This is a genomic window from Marinobacter litoralis (assembly GCF_016427555.1).
Lineage (GTDB): Bacteria > Pseudomonadota > Gammaproteobacteria > Pseudomonadales > Oleiphilaceae > Marinobacter > Marinobacter litoralis_A.
Genome location: NZ_JAELVS010000008.1, coordinates 85,025 through 104,464, shown reverse-complemented (window position 1 = coordinate 104,464; position 19,440 = coordinate 85,025). Strand labels below are relative to the sequence as shown.

The 19,440-nt window shown below is 52.9% G+C and carries 14 protein-coding genes; 3 read left to right on the top strand and 11 right to left on the bottom strand.

Annotation, left to right across the window (positions count from 1 at the left end; genetic code table 11):
• Positions 1-40 precede the first annotated feature (40 nt).
• The 7 genes from JAO79_RS15810 to JAO79_RS15780 all read right to left on the bottom strand — a co-directional run bounded on the left by JAO79_RS15810 (position 41) and on the right by JAO79_RS15780 (position 9,824).
• The gene (locus JAO79_RS15810) at positions 41-2,899 is read right to left on the bottom strand and encodes an EAL domain-containing protein (RefSeq protein ID WP_199008195.1); all 2,859 of its coding nucleotides are present in this window, start codon (positions 2,897-2,899) and stop codon (positions 41-43) included.
• A gap of 18 nt (positions 2,900-2,917) precedes the next feature.
• A complete protein-coding gene (locus JAO79_RS15805; RefSeq protein ID WP_199008194.1) occupies positions 2,918-4,054 on the bottom strand; it encodes a hypothetical protein in 1,137 nt (378 codons plus the stop codon).
• Between the two features lie 95 nt (positions 4,055-4,149).
• Positions 4,150-4,503: a substrate-binding domain-containing protein gene (locus tag JAO79_RS15800; protein ID WP_199008193.1), complete on the bottom strand. Its 354-nt coding sequence runs from the start codon at positions 4,501-4,503 to the stop codon at positions 4,150-4,152.
• 128 nt (positions 4,504-4,631) lie between these two features.
• Positions 4,632-6,956: a xanthine dehydrogenase family protein molybdopterin-binding subunit gene (locus JAO79_RS15795; protein WP_199008192.1), complete on the bottom strand. Its 2,325-nt coding sequence runs from the start codon at positions 6,954-6,956 to the stop codon at positions 4,632-4,634.
• The gene (locus JAO79_RS15790; protein ID WP_199008191.1) at positions 6,949-7,455 is read right to left on the bottom strand and encodes a (2Fe-2S)-binding protein; all 507 of its coding nucleotides are present in this window, start codon (positions 7,453-7,455) and stop codon (positions 6,949-6,951) included. Before JAO79_RS15790 ends, JAO79_RS15795 begins: the two co-directional genes overlap by 8 nt.
• A gap of 36 nt (positions 7,456-7,491) precedes the next feature.
• Complete coding sequence (locus JAO79_RS15785) at positions 7,492-8,778, bottom strand: c-type cytochrome (protein ID WP_199008190.1); 1,287 nt, start codon at positions 8,776-8,778, stop codon at positions 7,492-7,494.
• Positions 8,779-8,897: 119 nt separating this feature from the next.
• Entirely contained in the window at positions 8,898-9,824 is a 927-nt protein-coding gene (locus JAO79_RS15780; protein ID WP_199008189.1) for a LysR family transcriptional regulator, read from the bottom strand.
• 138 nt (positions 9,825-9,962) lie between these two features.
• Here JAO79_RS15780 and JAO79_RS15775 point away from each other — a divergent pair, with 138 nt between their 5' ends.
• The gene (locus tag JAO79_RS15775; RefSeq protein ID WP_199008188.1) at positions 9,963-10,943 is read left to right on the top strand and encodes a glutathione S-transferase family protein; all 981 of its coding nucleotides are present in this window, start codon (positions 9,963-9,965) and stop codon (positions 10,941-10,943) included.
• Between the two features lie 59 nt (positions 10,944-11,002).
• On the opposite strand, the gene JAO79_RS15770 is transcribed toward JAO79_RS15775, so the two are convergent.
• The 4 genes from JAO79_RS15770 to JAO79_RS15755 all read right to left on the bottom strand — a co-directional run bounded on the left by JAO79_RS15770 (position 11,003) and on the right by JAO79_RS15755 (position 14,136).
• Entirely contained in the window at positions 11,003-12,259 is a 1,257-nt protein-coding gene (locus JAO79_RS15770) for a hypothetical protein (RefSeq protein WP_199008187.1), read from the bottom strand.
• A gap of 176 nt (positions 12,260-12,435) precedes the next feature.
• Positions 12,436-12,885: a hypothetical protein gene (locus JAO79_RS15765; RefSeq protein WP_199008186.1), complete on the bottom strand. Its 450-nt coding sequence runs from the start codon at positions 12,883-12,885 to the stop codon at positions 12,436-12,438.
• On the bottom strand, positions 12,882-13,538 hold the full coding sequence (locus JAO79_RS15760) for an anti-sigma factor family protein (RefSeq protein WP_199008185.1): 657 nt from the start codon (positions 13,536-13,538) through the stop codon (positions 12,882-12,884). The genes JAO79_RS15765 and JAO79_RS15760 overlap by 4 nt, the downstream gene beginning before the upstream one ends.
• A 10-nt stretch (positions 13,539-13,548) precedes the next feature.
• A complete protein-coding gene (locus tag JAO79_RS15755; protein WP_199008184.1) occupies positions 13,549-14,136 on the bottom strand; it encodes an RNA polymerase sigma factor in 588 nt (195 codons plus the stop codon).
• Positions 14,137-14,412: 276 nt separating this feature from the next.
• On the opposite strand from JAO79_RS15755, the gene JAO79_RS15750 reads away from it, so the two are divergent.
• Positions 14,413-17,406 carry a hypothetical protein gene (locus tag JAO79_RS15750; RefSeq protein WP_199008183.1) on the top strand — a complete coding sequence of 998 codons (2,994 nt, stop codon included), beginning with the start codon at positions 14,413-14,415 and terminating at the stop codon, positions 17,404-17,406.
• A 131-nt stretch (positions 17,407-17,537) separates the two neighbouring features.
• Positions 17,538-19,430, top strand: a complete 1,893-nt coding sequence (locus tag JAO79_RS15745; protein ID WP_199008182.1) for a DUF1302 domain-containing protein — start codon at positions 17,538-17,540, stop codon at positions 19,428-19,430.
• Positions 19,431-19,440: the final 10 nt, after the last annotated feature.

The window sequence follows — 19,440 nt, the reverse complement described above, 5'->3', positions numbered from 1 at the left end:
GCTCACGCCAATAAACTGAGAGCAGGCACGCAAGGCCATTTCATCGATGTGCCTGTTGGGTATTAATCCTATTGATGTTCTCCTTGGTGATCATGTCATCGAGAACCGGTAACGGTTTGCCGATGTAATAACCCTGGGCGTAGGCTACGCCGAGTTCGTGCAGTTTTTTCAGGGTAGACGCGTCTTCTACAAATTCAGCGATGGTTTTCATGCCGAATGCGTTGACCATATTGGTCAGGCTTTCTACGAAAACCTGATTGTCCGGGTTTTTCTCCAGATCAATGATGTAAGAGCCGTCCAGTTTTACGTAGCTCAGTGGCAGCTTTTTCAGATAGCTGAAAGAGGAGAATCCAACGCCGAAATCGTCCAACGCAACCAAAACACCGGCCTCGCTGATCTTCTGAAGGTTGCTGAGCACCATCTGAAAATTCTCGATGTACGCCGTTTCAGTGAGCTCTACAACGATAAATCGGGGCGCTACCTCGTGTTTTTTCATCAGCCCTGCCAGAACCGCCGGGAAATCGGCTGACTGGAGGGTAGGGGCGGAAATGTTGATAGAAAAGGTATAGCTGGCACCGTTTCGGTGGTCTGTCGCTAGCTTCTCGAGCGCGTTGTCCAGCACCCACTCGTCCACCAGGCGAATAAGCCCCATACGTTCAGCGGCGGGAATGAAGTCGCTGGGGTAGACCGCTTGTCGTTCCGTATCAGTTAATCGGAGCAAGACCTCGTAATGACTGACTGCGGCCTCATCGATGGCGTAGATCGGTTGAAAATTTAGCTGGAACAGATCATTCCGTTTAAGCGCCAGTTTCAATAGCGATGTTAAATCATGATCGCGCCTTAAATTTGCCAGATCATTATTGTCCGGGTCGAAGATTTGCCAATGGCCGTTGCCCTTTTTCTTTGCTTGGTACATAGCCATATCAGCGTGGACAATGAGGTCTTGCTCGTTGGTCCCGTGTTCATGGAGCAGCGCCGCGCCAATGCTCACGTTATATTCAACGCTGCGGTTCTCATCTTCCAAAATAACGTGACCGGCTAGATTGTGAGACAGTTTTTCAAGGAATTGACTGAGTCGAGAAGCATCGATGTTTGGCAAAATCACGGTGAATTCATCACCGGCCAAACGGCTAATCGAATCGCTGGACCTCACGCTGGCACCTAGTGTGTTGGCAATTTGGATCAATACCGTATCGCCGACAGAGTGGCCATAAAGGTCGTTAATTTGCTTGAATCGATTAACGTCGATAAAAATGACAGCGCCGCTTTTTTGGGTGTCGAGCAGGTTATGCAAATCGTGTTGGAAGCATCTGCGGTTGCCGATACCAGTCAGCGGGTCGTTATTGGCCATCCATTCTAACGCTTCTTCGTCCCGCTTCCGCTGGGTAAGATCAATGCCAATGGCCAGAATGGTATCCCGACCTTTCTCGTCTTCAACGATAGAACATGTCCAGTCGAAGTAGATGGTTACGCCCTGATCGTTAACGAATTCGGCATCGAATTGGACAACTTCGCAGTCCCCCTTTCGCAGATGGTCCAGTTTTCGGTGATAGTCTTCGGCAGCGGCATTGCTTGTAAACAGCCGGGAAAAATTACTTAGCGGACGCTTGAACTCCTTGTCGAATCGCCCGTTGCTGGTACGAATCTCGCTGCTGGGTGTCATCGTAACGATGAACAAATGTGAACTGTCGATCAGCCTCTCAAGAAAAGCCCTGGAACGGGACAGCATCGCAACCTGGCCTTCCAGAGAGAGGCTTTTCTCTTCAACCTCAAGGTGCAGGGTTTCCAGCTCACGGATGACATAACGGGTACTGCTTTCCAGCTGGGTCACTTCGTCTCGAAAGTAAACCTGGCGCTTCGCGACTTTCGTCAGTGCCTCGCGATACTGGTGCTTGGGTAACAGAGTAAGCGCCTGTACGACAGCCGTGAGGCGCCGTAGGGGCGTTAGCATGATGAACAACAGAACCATTTCGGAAATGACCAGTACGAACAGACCAATGGCGACACTGGAGGTCAAAGCATTGATCAGCATCTGGTGTTGCTCGGTATGATTACTGACGGTCAGTAATACAGGCCTTTCGCCATAGGCCCAGTAGTCGGCAAGATTGAGCTTATCGAACAACAGGCGCGAACCGTTGTGCTCGACCTCTTCGGTCGCGATTTCTGAAAAGGGTGTGTGCTTCTCGATCTGGCGAAGTTGCGCAAGCGATAGTTCAAAGTTACTTGCGGCCCATATCCGGAGCCACCAGTTGTCGAGTATTCGTGTTTGCGCGCCGGAGGATTCGGTAATCGGTGGCAGCAGAACGGCCAGATCCTGGCCAGAAATTTGGTGAAAGCGGAGAATGATGTCGGCCATGTTCTGGGCGGTCACGATCAGAGCTTCTTCACCGTTGTTCAGGACAAAGGGCTCTACCACGAACTGAGAGCAGCCGGTATAACAGAACAAAAAGGAATCCGGAGTGCTTTCTCTGTTTGTCCTCATGGCTACCGAAATGGCTTCCTCGAGTGCCTCGGTATTTCGAAATAACTCGTGGTTGTAGCCGCTGGCCACATGGGTGCCATCAGTGCCGTATACCCCGATGAAATCCAGGCCGGTGTTAATGTTAAGTTGGCTCCATTCCTGCTGGAGTGCCGCGGCTAGAGCGGAAGGCGCTTCTTTAAAATTTGCCCTCTGAATGGCTGGAATTTCCGCGATGAGCTGGGATAGCTGTGAGAGCCTCAGGAAATTGTCATCCAGCAACTGCATCAGTAACTGCTGCTGCTTTACATGGTTCTCCGCAATGCGATTGTCATAGGTTTTCAGGGTGTTATAAACATGGTGTGAAACCCAGGCGCCGGTTATCAATAAAAATACGAGGCTGAGAAAGATTACCGCTTTCCATTTGACACTCAAGAACATGATCGTGCTTCCTGCGGATCAGAATTGATAGTTCAATGACAGGACATAGTAGTTCCAGTACTTTTGAATCTGTTCGTCTTCAATGCCCTTAAAATCGGGTAACCAAGCGGTTCCTTCGTTAAAACTAGCCTGTCCGATAAGCAACCAATCTTCAGCAAACTTCCATCGGCTGCTGAGGGTCCAGCCTTTGCCGTAGCTTCTATACGGATTGTATTCCAGACTGCTCTTGCCATCGCCGAACTTAAGTTCTTCATAGCGAATCAGCCAGGTTGTGCGTGGGGTGGGCAACCATTCGGCCTGCACGTAAAATCCGTGACTTTTTTTTCCATTCTCAACGGGTGAACCGACAATTTCACCTTCGAACTCGGCATCGAGGTGTAGATACTCCGAGGTGAACACCCAATCCTTGAGACTGTATTGAACAGAGAAGGTGGCCAGCAGCGCTTCAAATTCTGCCGCCGTAATGTATCGGTGCCGGTTAGCCTGTACGTCGCCGGGCGGTGACATCATCATACGTTGTTGCGCTTCGGCAACAGAGAGAGACGTATCAAAGTCTATGTTTGTTGATACAAAGCTGGCCCCGAGACGCAGATCGCGCAAAGCAGAAGGAACAAAATTGAGATTCAGCAGGTAGATGGGCACATCGTCTGCGTCGCCATCTTCGAGAGGATAACCAAACGTAAAGTACTCAAAGTCTTCACTATCGATATCTCTGCGTCCAATCGTGGCTTCCCATGTGAGCTGATTGTCATAAACCAGTGCTGAACCGTATAAATTCAACCCGTCCGTGGACAGGAGAGGGTCGCGGAATGCGTCAAAATAGATGGAATCCGGGACGTTGTAGCCCGGCCTTGCTGATGGAATGTCCCGAATGGAATTGTAAAACCCGATGTTGTTTTTAACCCTCCCGGCTCGCACTCCAAAAGCTGCATACTGATTGCTCCAAATCAGGTAATCCGCTAAGAGGAAATCGACGCGAACATCACCGTCATCCAATTCGTCCCGTTGGCGGCTGAGAATCTGGCCGGCGAATCGCAATCCAGAATTAAGCTCGATATAACCATTGAGGCCAATCTCTCGGAATTTGACTGAACCGTTGCTGGCATCGTTGCCAGCATAAGGGTTGTCCGGGCTATACAAGGCTGCCTGATTCACAAACCCGTGTACGTGCAGGTCTTCGTGGAGTTCGTGCGCGCTGGCGTGGGTGCATGTGATAACCGTGAGCAGTAGCAGGCTTAATTGATGTTTTCTCATTGTTCTTTTTCTCCCAGCACGTGCACGTTCTCAACCGGGTAATCTGCCGAAAGGTAACCGATTGCTCCTGGCGTAGTTCGCATTTTCAGATACATGTCACGTTCGGAGCTGACGACTGTTGGTGGTTTGCCTGTGCCGGTAAACAGCATGCGATTCCATATACGATCCATCTGATGAGCCTGGGTTTTCAGGTGATTGACCACAAATTCCCTGTGTATGGGATCAGTGCTTGGTAAAACAAACACCTGAATCGGAGAGCCGTTCGGCCAGCGGCGAATTTGCATCGCGAATATTTGATTCAGGTACGAGGTGTCAAAATTTCGGGTGGGAACGTCTTTGCTGATCAGCACTTTCGTTTCTGCGAAAGCCCCCCCGGCCGAGAACAAGCCGACACATAAAGCCAGTGCAAAAGCAGGGGGTATCCGGTGCCATTTAGAAGAGCTTCGCATTATAGTATTTTCACGTTAGTAAACGATCGTTATGCGTTTAAAGCGTTGCGTACCGCTTCAGGCGTAATGGGGATTTCTCTTATTCTCACGCCGATAGCTGAGTGGATTGCATTGGCGATAGCCGGTCCGGTTACCGTCGTTGCCGGCTCGCCCAATCCCACGGGCACCTCTTTGCTGTCTATGAATTCCAGCTCCATTTCAGGTACGTCTCGTATTCGCATCGGAGTGTAAGCGTCGAGGTTTTTGGCCTTGGGTTCGCCCTTCTCATAGTGTGTGCCTTCATGTAACGCCATGCTTGCCCCCCAGAGTGCGGCACCTTCGACTTGTGCACGAGCTCCATCCGGGTGAACAACGGTGCCTGCATCAGTTACCAGCGTTAATTTTTCGAGCTTTACGTGGCCGGTTTGCCGGTTCACATGCACCCTGGCGACACAAGCTGTCCAAGTGGGCATATTGCGCTCCTGCCCGTAAGAAGTTGCGACGCCAAGCCCGGTATCTTTGGGCAATTCCTCGCCCCAGCCCGACAGCTCTTTTACGCGTTTCAGTACGTTGGCTTGGCGCGATGCACCACCTACCGAGTTTGGTGCTTCACCTGCATTCTTGCCTTCCGCTTTGAGCAAGCTCAGGCGGAATTCGATTGGGTCTTTGCCGACGTGCCGAGCAGCCTCGTCCATAAAGGATTCGAGCGCGAAGTTTATCCAGCCGGAACCGACGGATCTGAGCCAGCCCGGGCGAAAAGTTGCATTCGCCAAATCATTGGATATGGCGCGAACACGGTGGGGGCCAGTGGAATACCAATGTGCCGCACCCTGTATAGAAAACGGATCATAGGGCACGTCGTTCGCCCCTTTTGGCATGAAGAACGGCGCCATTACTTCTGTTGGCCAGCCCGCTGTCGCATGGTGTTCCATACCGACGGGGTTGCCATTGCGGTCAAAGGCCATACGCATGCGTTGATACGAGGCGGAGCGGGGCGAGTCGAAGCGAATATCGTCCTCGCGAGTAAACACGAGCTTTACAGGTTTGCCCAGCTTTTGGGACGCGAGTGCAGCGGGTACCGCATAATCGCCGTTCAGTCGGCGCCCGAAGCCACCGCCCAACATATAGGTGCGCATAACCACTTTGTCTTCATTTACTCCCAATGCCTTTGCCAGTACGGGAATGATCAAGGATTGCCACTGATTGCCGGTATGAATTTCCCAAACGCCATCTTTTTCATAGGCGAGGGCATTCACCGGCTCCATTTGTACGTGCAGAACGGTATGAGTAATGTAGTCCTGCTCAAAGATTTCTGCGGCGTCGGTGAAGGCTTCATCTACGCCATCATCCGGGAACATGATTGACCCCTTGTCTGGAGACTCGATGAGTTTCACGCCGTGATCGAGTATGTCCTGTTCGCTCACGTCTGCGGTATCACCGGCGGCCCAATCGACCCGAATTTTATTGGCTGCTTTGTTGGCGGCGTGAAACGAATCCGCAATGACAACGGCCCAGCCGGGGACGGTATCAGTGGGATCATCCAATACGATGGTTTGCTGATATCCCTTGACTGATTTGGCGTCGCTGTCATCAATATTGTTGATGGTGGACCCGTAGCGGGTGGGGGGAATCAGCGGGCGACCGTACACCATGCCTTCCACTTTCGCGTCCAGGCCATAACGGCTGGCGCCGTCCGTCTTGTCGGGTATATCCAAAGCCCGAGACTCACGGCCGATCAGGCGGCGCTGGGTTGCAGGCTTGATGGGCATCTGTTTGAGGTCTTCTGCGGTGTAAGTCCGGCTCAGATTTCCGCGGCTGACAATGTCGCCGAAACTGATCGATTGATTGCCGGCCAGCACCCGGCTGTTGCGTGCTTCGCATTGATCGGGTTTCACACCCAGCAAACGTGCGCCTTCTTCGATGAGGGCCATGCGCCCGGCAGCACCGGCCTGACTCAATGGCGTGAAATTTTCCCAGACTGACCAGCTGCCACCCGTTACCATCAGTCCCCATTTGGGATCGCTGTCTACATGGTTTAACTCAACCATAGACCAATCAGCTTCCAGCTCATCAGCAACGATACGGGCCAGTGCGGTGCCCACATGCTGGCCCATTTCGGCCTCGGCGATGTTCACGATAATGCGCCCGTCCGGCTCAATCTGATACCAGATGGTAGGCTCGAACGAACCCTCTTTAACCACGTCTTCAGGTTGCGCAAAACTAAACCCTGTACGGAAAAAAGCCAGAGTAAATCCTGCGCCTGCAGCACCGATCAGAAAGCCCCGGCGGCTTACCTGAAGGCGTTCGTCAGACTCATGGTTGGTGGCGGTCTTGATGCCTTCTGGCTCATTGAGATAGCGGTAGAACTTACTCATTGGTCGCCGCTCCTGTTTCCTGTTCCTTCGTGCTGCGGGCTTCCTTCATTTCTTGTGCTGCCAGCTTGATCGCTTCCCGGATCCTTACATACGCCATGCATCGACACAGGTTTCCGCCCATGGCCTGATTAATCTGAGCGTCGGTTGGTTCAGGGAAATCCTTCAGCATGGCAGCCGCTTGCATGATCTGACCGCTTTGGCAGTAACCGCATTGGGGCGTTTGTGTTTCAACCCAAGCCTTTTGCAGCGGGTGTTGTCCGTCAGGGTGTAGTCCTTCAATGGTCGTGATTGATGCACCAGATACTGCTTCTACCGGTGTTATGCAGGACCGAATCGCGCGTCCGTTGACAAGTACGGTACACGCCCCGCACATCCCGATACCGCATCCGTATTTTGTACCGGTCAGATCAAGGTCATCCCGCAGGGCCCAGAGCAGGGGAGTGTCGTTTTCAATATCAACGGTCACGGGCTGACCGTTGAGTTCGAATTCTGTAGCCATTCTACTTGCTCCGTTTATGGTCAAGTTGTCTGGGGGTTAGGGGCGCTGGTTGCGAACCTGTTGCTCCAAGTCTGTCCATGCTGGCAGGTCAGTATGGGTGGACCTGAGATACGCCAGCAGGCTCGCGATTTGACGGTCGCTCAGAGCCTGGCCGAATCCTGGCATCATCGCCTCGGGTATACCTTCTTTAAGCGATACGCCATTGAGCGTTACCCGGATGAGGTTAACGGGTGTGGGCGCGCTGATAGCGCTATTCAATGCCATATCCGGTCGCAGTGTGTTCGGGTTATTCGGTTCGTTGTAGTGACAGGCAGCGCAGGCATGGGCGAATAGGCGCTCGCCTTCGCCCATCATCGTTGAGGGGTTTTGGAGTTGCTGAGCGGTGCGGATAGCGGTGGCGGAACTGTCGTGAGCTTGCTGCTCGCCAGGTGCTTGCGCCAGATCGCTGAGCCAGACGGCTAACGCCCTAAGGTCGCTGTCTGGCGCGTACTTTAATCCGTCATGAACCACATCCGACATCGAACCGACAGCCACTCCGTGGAACGGCGAGCCGCCATGGCGAAGGTATTCATAGGCTTCTTTTTCCGTCCAACCTGCGGGTGTGCGGTTGTTGGCGTTTAATGCCGGAGCATACCAATTATTGATAATGGCGCCTTCCCACGCTTTCCCGGAATCTTCAGCGCCAAGGGCATTACGGGGGGTGTGGCAGGCGCTGCAATGCCCGGCGCCTTCCGCGATATAAGCGCCACGGTTCCATACATCGCCTTTATCCGCATCGGGTTCGAAACGACCTTCGTCAAAGAATAACAATTTCCAACCCGCCAGCAGCAGGCGAATATTGTAGGGAAATTCGAGCGTATTCTCAGGTGGTTCGGCCGCAATCGCTTGTCGTGACATCACGTAGGCGTACAAATCGGAGATGTCGTCATCCGACAATTTCGTGAAATGTGTATAGGGAAAAGCAGGGAACAGATGTGAGCCTGATCGCGATACGCCTTCCCGCATGGCTCGGGAAAACGCTTCTTCCGACCACTGGCCAATGCCTTTGTCCGGATCGGGTGTAATATTGGTGGAATAGAGGGTGCCGAAAGGCGTTGGCATAGCCCGACCGCCCGCTAAAGGCTTGGCAGGATCGGTGGTGTGGCAGGTTTCACAGTTGCCCAGCCCTGCCAGCACTTCACCCCGTTTGATCTGTTCTTTGCTGAATGCATCAGGACCGGGAGGGCTGATTGGGTTGATGGAAGATTCCCAGGCAATCAATAGAAAAATAGCCAGAGCCAAAATGCCTAACGCAACAACAGCTCCAAAGATCTTTTTAAACACTGCAGTTCTCCTGTCTGGCTCTGATGACAGTGCGAGGCACGCCTCAGACCGGTGAGTGACGACGGGATCTGAACAACAAGTGTAGTTAAAAATGAAGAGCTTGCAGGGCTTTGACGATATTAATCGTCTTTCGCCTTAGCAATAACTCCGTGTACTGGATCAAAATGCATTTGTTTCAAGCGTTCGACAAACCATTTGAGGCCTTTTCCGGTGTTTCCGCGGGGCCAGGCAACGGAAATTTCAGAAGGTGGGCGAGGTGTGTCCAGAGCAAGAATTTCAAGCCGGCCATCAGCAAGTTGCTCGGTAATCCGGTGGAGCGGCAAATAGCCAACACCAAGACCTTTGCACTGGGCATCGATTTTGTGGTCTATGGTTGGGACGATGATCCGACTTCGGCCGTCAAGCAACCCGGATGAGCGTGCTGGTAAATGCCGAGAACTGTCGGCGACGATTACGGTGGGGTAGTCTTGAATGGCACTGACCGGAATCGGCTGAGGTAAGTCGGTCAGTGGATGGCCCGCAGATACAGCAAAGTCGAAATCTACATAGCCTAAAGAATGAATGCCAAAACCTGTCGTTGGCGCCGCGCCCGGAGCACCAATGACAAGATCACAGCGATCGTCGCTCAAGGCATCCCAGCCGCCACCAAGAACCTCTTCAGTCAGTATGATTTCAGTTTTAGGCTGAATTTGCTGGAATTCTTCAATGAGTTTGTAGAAAGGGGCGCAATCAAGCACACTGTCGATAGCAATTCTGAGTTCCACTTCCCAGCCGTCAGCGGCCCGCCTGGCCATAGCGGTCAATTCATCGGTTGCTTTAAGAATCTGTCGTCCTTGCTCCAAAACCAGGCGCCCGACCGGGGTTAGCTCGGCTTTTCGACGACTGCGATCGAAAAGCGGTACGCCTAGGTCGTCCTCCAGTTTGTTGATCGTGTATGAAATTGCAGACGGGACCCGGAAAAGTTCTTCGGCGGCAGCGGCAAAGCTCTGTCGGCGATCGATGGCATCTAAAGTAAGTAGGGCATCCAGTGTGATCGGGGAAATCATGGTTCAGTTTTCCTGATGGTACGTATCAAATTGTTCCGCTATTTTCTTCAGGGTTCAGTAATTATAGTACTTCTATCGCACAACGAAATTGAACTTTGACGGATCGTTCTTTGTTTTCACATGATCAGGAGGTAAAACATGGGACTGCTTGTAGACGGTAAGTGGGTAGATCAGTGGTACGACACCAAATCGAACAACGGCCGGTTTGCCCGAAGTGAATCGCAATTTCGCAATTGGGTAACGGCCGATGGCAGTGCTGGTCCAACCGGAGAGTCAGGGTTCAAAGCGGAAGCAGGCCGGTATCATTTATACGTATCACTGGCGTGCCCTTGGGCTCACCGAACACTGATATTTCGAAAGCTTAAGGGGTTGGAATCGATGATTTCTGTGTCGGTGGTCAATCCGCTGATGCGCGAGCACGGTTGGACCTTTAATCCGGACAAAGGCGTGGTGCAAGACCCAATTCATCAGGCGCAATACATGCACCAGATCTACACAGCCGCGGACCCCGAATACACAGGCCGGGTAACCGTTCCCGTGCTGTGGGACAAGCATCAGAACCGCCTGGTCAGCAACGAGTCGGCTGACATCATCCGGATGCTGAATTCAGCGTTCGACGGTATTGGCGCAAAGCCGGGGGATTATTATCCGGAAGAACTGCGGGAAGAAATCGATAGTATGAACGCTGAGGTTTACGATCAGGTAAATAACGGTGTCTATAAGGCGGGCTTTGCCACAACTCAGGAAGCCTACGAACAGGCAGTGTATCCTTTGTTTGAAGCTTTGGATTCGCTTGAGCAGCGTTTAGTAACACGGCGTTATCTGGTTGGTAACACGATCACCGAAGCCGACTGGCGCTTGTTTACTACGTTGATTCGGTTTGATGCGGTGTATCACGGTCACTTCAAATGTAATCTCAAGCAGATCGCAGATTATCCGAATCTGACCGATTTCATGCGGGAGCTTTATCAGTGGCCGGGAGTCGCTGAAACCGTTGATATGCAGCACATCAAGGATCACTACTATCGCAGTCACGGAACCATAAACCCGACGGGGGTTGTACCGGTAGGGCCGACGCTTGATTTCGACAAGCCTCACAACAGAGCCAAACTTCCATAAGCAAGACGGCCGAGCAATGGGATGTGGCACGCTGTGGCACTATTCCAGTGTCACAGTGTTTATAGGCGAATGTTCACACCCAGCGTGACGGTTTCCCGGTCGTACTGGTAACGATCGATATTGCTTTCGTTACTTAGGCGGCCTAGCTTTGTAGTCACTGCAAAGGTTTGGTCAAACTGGTATCGGGCATTGAGATGATAGGCCACCCGCTGGTCTGATCGTTTTTTGGTTTTGCCGTTATTGAATCGATGAGCCTGCGTGTAATCGCTTTGTCGGAAGCTTGCATCGGTTCCAACCGTAAAGGCGCGGGTAATTACATAGGAAAGCCTGAAGCCAAGCGTGTGCATCATGGGTGACACGCTGAAAAACTGATCCCCGATTTCTCGATCTTTCCGATCGTTAAAATCAAATCGATACTGCACTTCACCTGACCAGTCGCCGTGCTTCGCCCGATAACGAGTGTCCAGCCGATAATGCTGGCCTTGGTAAGCCTCGAATCGTGCCTTGTCAGCGAAGATTTGTTCGGCCTCGAGTTTAATCTGGCACCTTGCACTCAGCGATGTTGTAGAGCAGGTTGGGGTAATCCAGCCCGCGACCAGCCGAGCTCTTTGCTCCCGGGATTGATCGGCTAACCAGAGTTGATCCCCTTCAAGACCCAAGCTGATTTTGTTGCGACCTACCTGCCGATTCCATGCGGTGCCAAGACGCAGGAGGTGCGTATTGAAATCGTTTTCTTCGAAATAATTCCGCGTATAGAACTGCGTTTTCCATTTAATCGCATTCTTACCGGCCTGGTATGCGTAACCTGAAGCGGCCCCGATTGATTCAATAAACCCGTCTTCGAGCGTGGTGGCCGCTGTATCTGGAAATAACCCTAGATTATCTTCATAACCCGCTGATAATGAGAGGAATGCTTGCCAACTTTTTGGACGGGGCTGGGTGTTACCCAACTTTTCGAGCTGAGCGTAGGCGAGTTTAGAGAGTTTGGGTTGCGCGCTATTGCTGGCTACTAGATTGAAATGGTGTCTTGCCGTCGCTGAGTCGTCTTCTGCCAACGCAATTAACCCCAGATTGTAATGGGCTAAAGGCGACTGCTTCGTGCCTATAAGCAGGGAAAACGCTTGTCGAGATCGACCGTATTCGGCCAGTTTGTAGTAGACCACGCCAAGGTTGTAGCTCAGGGAGAGTGATTGAATGCCTTTACGCCGGGCGGATTCGAGCAAAGCCCTTGCTTGAGCGAGATCGCCTTGCTGAAAAGCTTGCACGCCAGAACGAAAATCCCGCTTGCCATCTGCAAGGTTGCTTGCTGCAGCCACGGAGCACAGGCTCAGGCCAAGAGCAAAAAACAGAGATTTAGTGAGGTGAAACGACAAAAGCAGATCCCTTAATACTGGCAAGGTGCGGGCGCATTAAGGGATAGCTTATCGTATAAGCAGTAAGAAAGAGAAGGTGCTTGTGGATCGCAAGTAATTTGCGTGGTCGATCGCGATTATCAGGGCGTTGTTGTTTGAGGAAACTCTACTGGCGTATCGATAGGTAATTCCAAACCCGGATCCGGAAGATTGTCCGTAGGCAGCTCGGTGTCGGGCAACTCCGGTTCCGTTAGTTCAAGTTCAGGTAATTCAGAAGGCTGTTCTTCGGGTAGTTCCAGTTCGAGCGCATCTCGTGTTTCCCGCGCTTCGGCCGCAAGAGACTCCTGCGTTTCACGTGCTTCGTTCCTAAGATCATCGATCTCCAGTGCTTCAAACGAATCGCCAAGCGTAAGCTCGTTGACGGAATCGGGGAGTTCCATCTCCTGAACAAATGAATCGTCCAGCGATTCGTCGTCCAGCACCATTCGCATGGTCACGTCCAGATCTGGCTCAGCGAGGGCTGCTCCGGAACCTAGCGCGAGGCTCAGTGCAACGGCTGCATAAATGAGTGGGTTTAGCTTGGTCATCATGTTGACGGCTCCTTTGTCTTGCCGATGTCCGCACGGAAAGTTTTCCTTTTGTTGCCATCATCAAGATGCGCAACCAGCGTTCCTGCGCCCGGGAAAAGTACATTCAGCGGAAGCGCCAGCAAGTTGTCTCCCGGCTTGAGATCCACCTTCCAGCTCACACGGTGTCGGCCGGGGAAGGGGGCCAGCTCCATATTCGGAGGCAGCTCCAACGTAAGTGTGACATTTTCAACCGCGTCGTGAGAATTGAACGCCAGTTTAACCGTTTGCTGCTTAGGCGATGTAGCAGCCACTTCGCTTGAAGAAACCGATTCCTGGGCTATCACAGGAGCGCTCTCTGGGGCTGGTGCAGAAAGCTCACCACCGATAAATACACCAACCACCAACGCAGCTGCAATAGCGCCACTCCAGGCAGGAATATGCCAGTTCCGGTTGCCGGTTTTTGAGTCGCCCCCCGTTGCCGCTGCAAGCACCCGGGCTTCAAAATCACGGGAAGGTTCCGGTATCGCCATGCTTTGCATGCCTGACTGAAGCTCCTGCGCTGCACGCAGAGCCCGTGCGCATTCAGGGCAGGCCTCTGCGTGTTGCTTCATCTCGGCCGTAAGGTTGCAGTTGGCTTCAATGTCTATGTTGGTAATAAAAGTTTCGCAGTTCATTTTGTCCACCTTACTGAAGCTCACGTTGCCCACCTTCAAAAGGTTCCAGTTCTGCTTGTAAAAATTTTCGAAGCGCAGCCCGGGTACGATGTAATCGCGATTTTATCGTGCCAACAGCCACCTCCAGAACCTCTGCAATATCGTCTTGCCGCCAATCATCAACATCATGAAGCAGTATGAGTGTGCGTTGGTCTGGGGTCAGTTGGTTCAGAGCTTTTGTCAGCGCGACGTTGTTTGAAGCTTCTGTCAGGCCGCTGATCGGGTCAGCGGAATCACTTGGCAGTGTGTCCAAATACGAAGTTGCCGATTCGGTGTCGTCCATCACGCTGGCATTAACCTCTCGGCCTGCCGGGCGTTTGCGAATCGAATCAACAAACTGGCGGTATAGCACCCGGTTTAGCCAAGGCCGTAACTGATCGATGGTCTCGAGTTCGTCCAATTTCGAATAAAGCTTTACCACTACATCCTGAACCAGGTCTTCCGCATCATGCTGCCTTCCGGTCAAACGATACGCGAAGGCGTACATGGCTTTCAGATGCGGCTGGACAAGACGTTCGAAACGCTTGGATTTGGACTGGCGAAATGGAAGCAGGGCCAATCGGGTACCTCGGTGATGCGCCGTTGGAAATGACAACAGGGCAGTGGTTATTTTAGTTCTGAACCTATGTTACCAGTCTGGGCGGTTTGTTGGTATCCGGATAGTTAAATTTTTTTTGGTAAGTTTTGTGCAGGTATTCAATGGGTTAACCGTAGTTTCGGCTATTCCTGATTAGAAAAACTTGAAAAATTGGGAACCTTTGGCATTAGACCAACGTGGGGGCTACTAAAGGCGCATAAGACGCCGAATTACAAGAAACCCCGAGGTATAAAAACTATGTTCATCCGCAATGCCTTAATTGCCGCTATATCTACGGCTTCACTGGGACTCACTGGCTGCTTGGACAGCGGTGGTCAAACCAATAAGAACGCAAGCCCGGATTACAAAGTTAACGGCGGACCCAGCATAGAGCGAGGCACCCACCCTTTATTTGCTCCTCTGAACACAGAATTCGTTATTCCTAGCGACGCACTTTTTTACCTGAGCGACGTTGATGACGGAACCATGCTGAACGGGACGGACCCGGCAAACCCGGTTACTCAGGGTATTGGTTTCCTTGATGGTGCTTCTGTTCTCGCCCCCATTGACGTGAAGATCAGTGCCAGCCTGGATGCAGGGCAAACTCTGGATGCGAACGAATTTGTTTTGACCGAAGACGGTAAAACCATCCCGAACCCGAATCAGAACGTTTTCCTGATTCCGGTTGATTATGCCGGTGGCGATCCACTGAAGACAGTTGACGGCGAAGCTCCGGGACTGACAACGGCCGCACAGTACCGCCAGGCGCTGCGGTTGCAAGAAGCGGGCGATACTGCGGGCGCGGAAGCCATCTTTGCTGAACTTCGCGCAGAAAAACTCCGCGTTGAGATGCTCGATATCGACGGTGGCGCCAATAACCTGATTCGCATCCTGCCGCTGACCCCACTTGATGAAAAAACACAGTATGTACTGGCGCTGAGTGACTCTATTGTCGATGCCGAGGGCAAGCCCCTGGTTGGCTCCGTGACTTATCAGAGCGTTGCTGACCCTGATCGCGTGCTGTCCAATGCGCTGTATCAGCCGTTCCGGGATGCTATGTTGCCGGCACGCAAGCTGGCGGCCGATTATTTTGACTTCAAGCGCGAGCACGAAGCGTCAGCACAATTTGCAGCGACCTTTGCCGACATTCCTTACGCCACCATGATCACCACCACGGCCGTGGATGATGTGCTGTTGGCCAACGCCGCTCCGGTTACTTACTACAAAGAAATGCTGACCATCGAGCAGCGTAAGACCGAGCTGCAAAAGCTATTTGACGGTTTTTATAACCTCAGTGGCCAGGCTCTGGCGGACGCTACACAGGCAGAGCAAAGCCTGAACGCATCACTTTATTCCAGCCTGACCACGTCGAGCAGTCAATTTTATGACGCGGAGTTGGCCGCAATTCTGGAAGCGGCAAATGCCCAAGGTGTCGCTGTTGCCTATGGTGACGTAATCGTGAACGCCGAGAGCGATCGCCGTTTAGCTCATGCGATACAGGCGGCCGCCGCCAAAGCGAGTGACGACAATATAGATATCTCTGCCGAAGCGCAGGCTATGGCGAGCGCTGCGGAAGCACTGCTCGACACGCCCAAGGCAAGAACCGTGAGTGTTTTCAGTCAGCGCACCGGTGGTGATGTTAATCCTGCTTTGGAGCAAGATCCCACCGGTATAACGCCGATAAATATTCGTGTTTACGAGGGTGAGATCACTCTGCCGTATTTCCAATCGTTGCCGGTTGATGGTGATGGTTCAGTACTGAAGAACAATAGCTGGGCACCAGCGGACTTTAGCGCTGACACCTCACTTGAGCAGGCTCCGTCTGATCGCATCAGTTACCGGTTCCCGTTTGCAGCGAAAACAGCTGACACCACGGTGCCGATTGTGGTCGCCGCTCCGTCAACGACATCAGCAGTGCCTGCAAACGGTTTCCCGGTGATCATCTATCAGCACGCTGCCACTCAGGACCGCTCGGCCATCCTGCCGATGGCGACGGCCGCAGGTCTGACCTGTATCTCTAGTGCAGCTGACGATTGCTTTGTGACCATTGGTATTGACCAGCCGTTGCACGGTATTTTTACCGAGAACGGTGGCGCTGTAGGTTTGAGCCCCATTTCGACTCAGGCAGGCGCATCGGCAGACGCCACTGAACGTCACTTCGGGTTTGCAGCTGACGCGGAATTGAATGCTGTACCAGCTGCGAGCCTTGAAGAGCCCGGTTCCGGTGATCTGTTCCTCAATTTTGCGAACTACGCCAACACCCGCGACAACATGCGTCAGAGCGCGCTTGATCTCCTCAACGTGAACGCATCGTTGCAGAACATCGAAGACGCCATCAATGCTTGCTCAAGCACTCCTGACTGCTCAAACGGTTTGAATATCGACACCAGCCGTGTCTATTTCATGACCCACTCACTCAGTGGTATGGGCGGCGCGGCAGTGCCTCACCTTACTAACGTGGCAATCGACGAAGGCAACAATACCGAGTTGAACCGCATCCAGGCTTCCGTGTTCTTTAATACCGGCGGTAATTTCACGCGCTTGGTCGAGAACTCGCAGTCGGTCGCACCCCGAGTGTTGCCAGGGTTGGATGACGCATCCGATGGCTTGCTGGCACAAGGCCGTACCGAGCTGAACATTTACTTCAACGTGTTCCAGTCGTTGTTGGATTCGGTTGATCCAACCGCGTTCGCACCGTTCTACAAAAACCAGCCGGTGCTCCTGACCGAGATAGCGGGTGTCGCAGACGATCCTGAGCGCCCAACCGACAACACGATTCCGAACGCTGCCGATGAGCAGGCTGCTCTACCACCGCTTGAAACCACAATTGCGGAAACCGGCTTCGTTATAAAAGGCGAAAACATGCCTTTGGCAGGTACGGATCCACTCGCAAAAGCGATGGGTGCGGATGCTATCAAGGTGAACAACAATACCTTCCCGGTCATTACACGCTACACCGAAGGTGCCCACGGTAATCCGATATCTGCAGGAACGAAGAGTGCAGAAGCGTATTCCTCAAGCGCCGTCTTTACCGAAATGACCGCACAGATGTTGGAGCTGTTCACCTCAGCAACAGCGACGACAACGGCAACGGTATCCGTAACAAACGGCTGCGTCGTACAGAGTGTTGAAGAAACCGACTGCGAGGGACAAACCGATTCGGGTAAAGATTCTGACCAGCCTTCCAACCCAGATGACGGAGGCGATGAAGGCGGAATTGGCGACATCATAGGTGTTCCCCTGGGCGGATAAAACGGGGCATCGAATTAGTAGCGCCGCCACACCCGGCGGCGCTCAAAACCTCTCACAACGACAACGATAACCATGGCGTGTTTCCCGCTTGGCGGGAGCGCTTGCGCCAAAAAATGTGCGGAGTAATTGCAATGACAATAAAAAAGTCCATTTTAGCGAGGTCTATTCAGCTAGCGCTGACGACCCAGATCGCGTGCCTTGCGCCCACCGCAGCCGCTTTTGATTTCAGCTTCTACGAGATTGATGCGTCGTTCAGCACCACGCTGACCGCAGGTACAGCTTACCGTTTGGAAGATCAGGATCCTGATCTGATCTCGCAAGGTAACCTGGGCCCCGAATTTGCTTACAGCGACACCGGTGCGTCTTCCAACAACTTCGATGACGGTAACCTCAACTTCAAAAAAGGCGATCCGTACTCGACCATTCTTCGTGGCCGCAGTGAGCTGTTTCTGGACTACGTGCCCGACAGCGATGTACTGACTCGTGTCGGCTTCCTCGGACGGGCCAGCTACTACTACGATTTCGAGCTTAAAGATAACGAGCGCGCTGTGGATCCGGTCGGTCAACAGCGTGAGCTGAACTCCGAAGCGAAAGACAACGCCTCCGGTATTGACCTGCTCGACGCCTATATCTTTACGGACTGGCAAGTCGGAGATGTTCCGGTTGCGGTTCGCTACGGTCGTCAAGTGGTCAACTGGGGTGAAAGTACCTTTATCCTGGGCGGTATAAACGCGATCAACCCAATCGATGTGCCCGCGTTTCGTGCGCCGGGTGCTGAATTGAAAGACGTGCTTCTGCCGGTAGAAATGCTGTACACCTCGGTTGGTTTGACGCCTGAGGTCACACTCGAGGCGTTTGTTCAGACCGACTGGGAACCGTTCCGGATTGATGACTGCGGCACGTTCTTTTCGACTGCCGACGTAGCGGCCGATGGATGTGGCCCGGTACTGCTGGCAGGCCAGGTTCCAGACAGACAGGCGTTTGAAGAGGGCTTCATTGCGCCCCGAATTGGTGACAAAGAGCCCGGTGATAAGGATCAGTTCGGCGCAGCGGTCCGTTGGTATGTTACCGAGCTAGAGGCCGACGTGGGCTTCTACTACACCCGTTATCACAGCCGCCTGCCGTACATCAGCGGTGTGGTGAACAACCCGGCTTCGCCTGAAGGCAGCCAGATGCGTGACGACACCAAGGAGGACTCGCGTTTCCCGAGCTACTTTATCGACTATCCAAAGGGCATCGATCTGTTCGGCGTGAGCTTCAACACCACGCTGCCCACCGGTACGTCTCTGGGTGCGGAGTACAGCTACCGCCCGAACATGCCCATTCAGTGGAATACCTTTGAGCTGATCTACGGCGGTCTGCAGCAGCGCGGCCCGGATGGTCAGGTGATCAGTAAGCTGGAACAGCGTGAGCAGGCCAAGGGCGGCAACTACGCAGGCAAAGCCGTAGATGGCTATGACCGATATGGCGTGTCGCAAGCGCAAACAACGCTGATTCATTTTATCGACCAGATCATGGGGGCAGACCGCTTCATCATTATTGCTGAACTGGGAGCTACCTACGTACACGACCTGCCTGACTTGTCCGAGGCCCGTTACGGCCGCTCCGGCATGTTTGGTGTCGGCCCCGTACCGCTGGATGGCCCAAGTTTCTCTGGCGACTTCTGTAGCCAGGGCACAGACAGTGAGAAACGCCTGAACATCAATGCGACCAACTGCACCAATGACGGGTTTACCACGGACTTTTCCTGGGGCTACCGCACCTTGTTTGTCTGGGACTACCCAAGTGCTTTTGCTGGTGTGAACCTGCGTCCCAAGTTGTATTTCTCTCATGACGTGAAGGGCTACGCACCGGACCCAGGCGGTAACTTCAAAGAAGGGAACAAGACCGTAGGGCTTGGCTTGGATGCTACCTATCAGAATGCCTATAAGGCTTCCATCAGTTACACCAACTATTTCGGTGGCGACTTTAACGAAACCAACGACCGCGATTTCGTGGCCGCTTCAATCTCTTACGCATTTTAATACCCGGGAA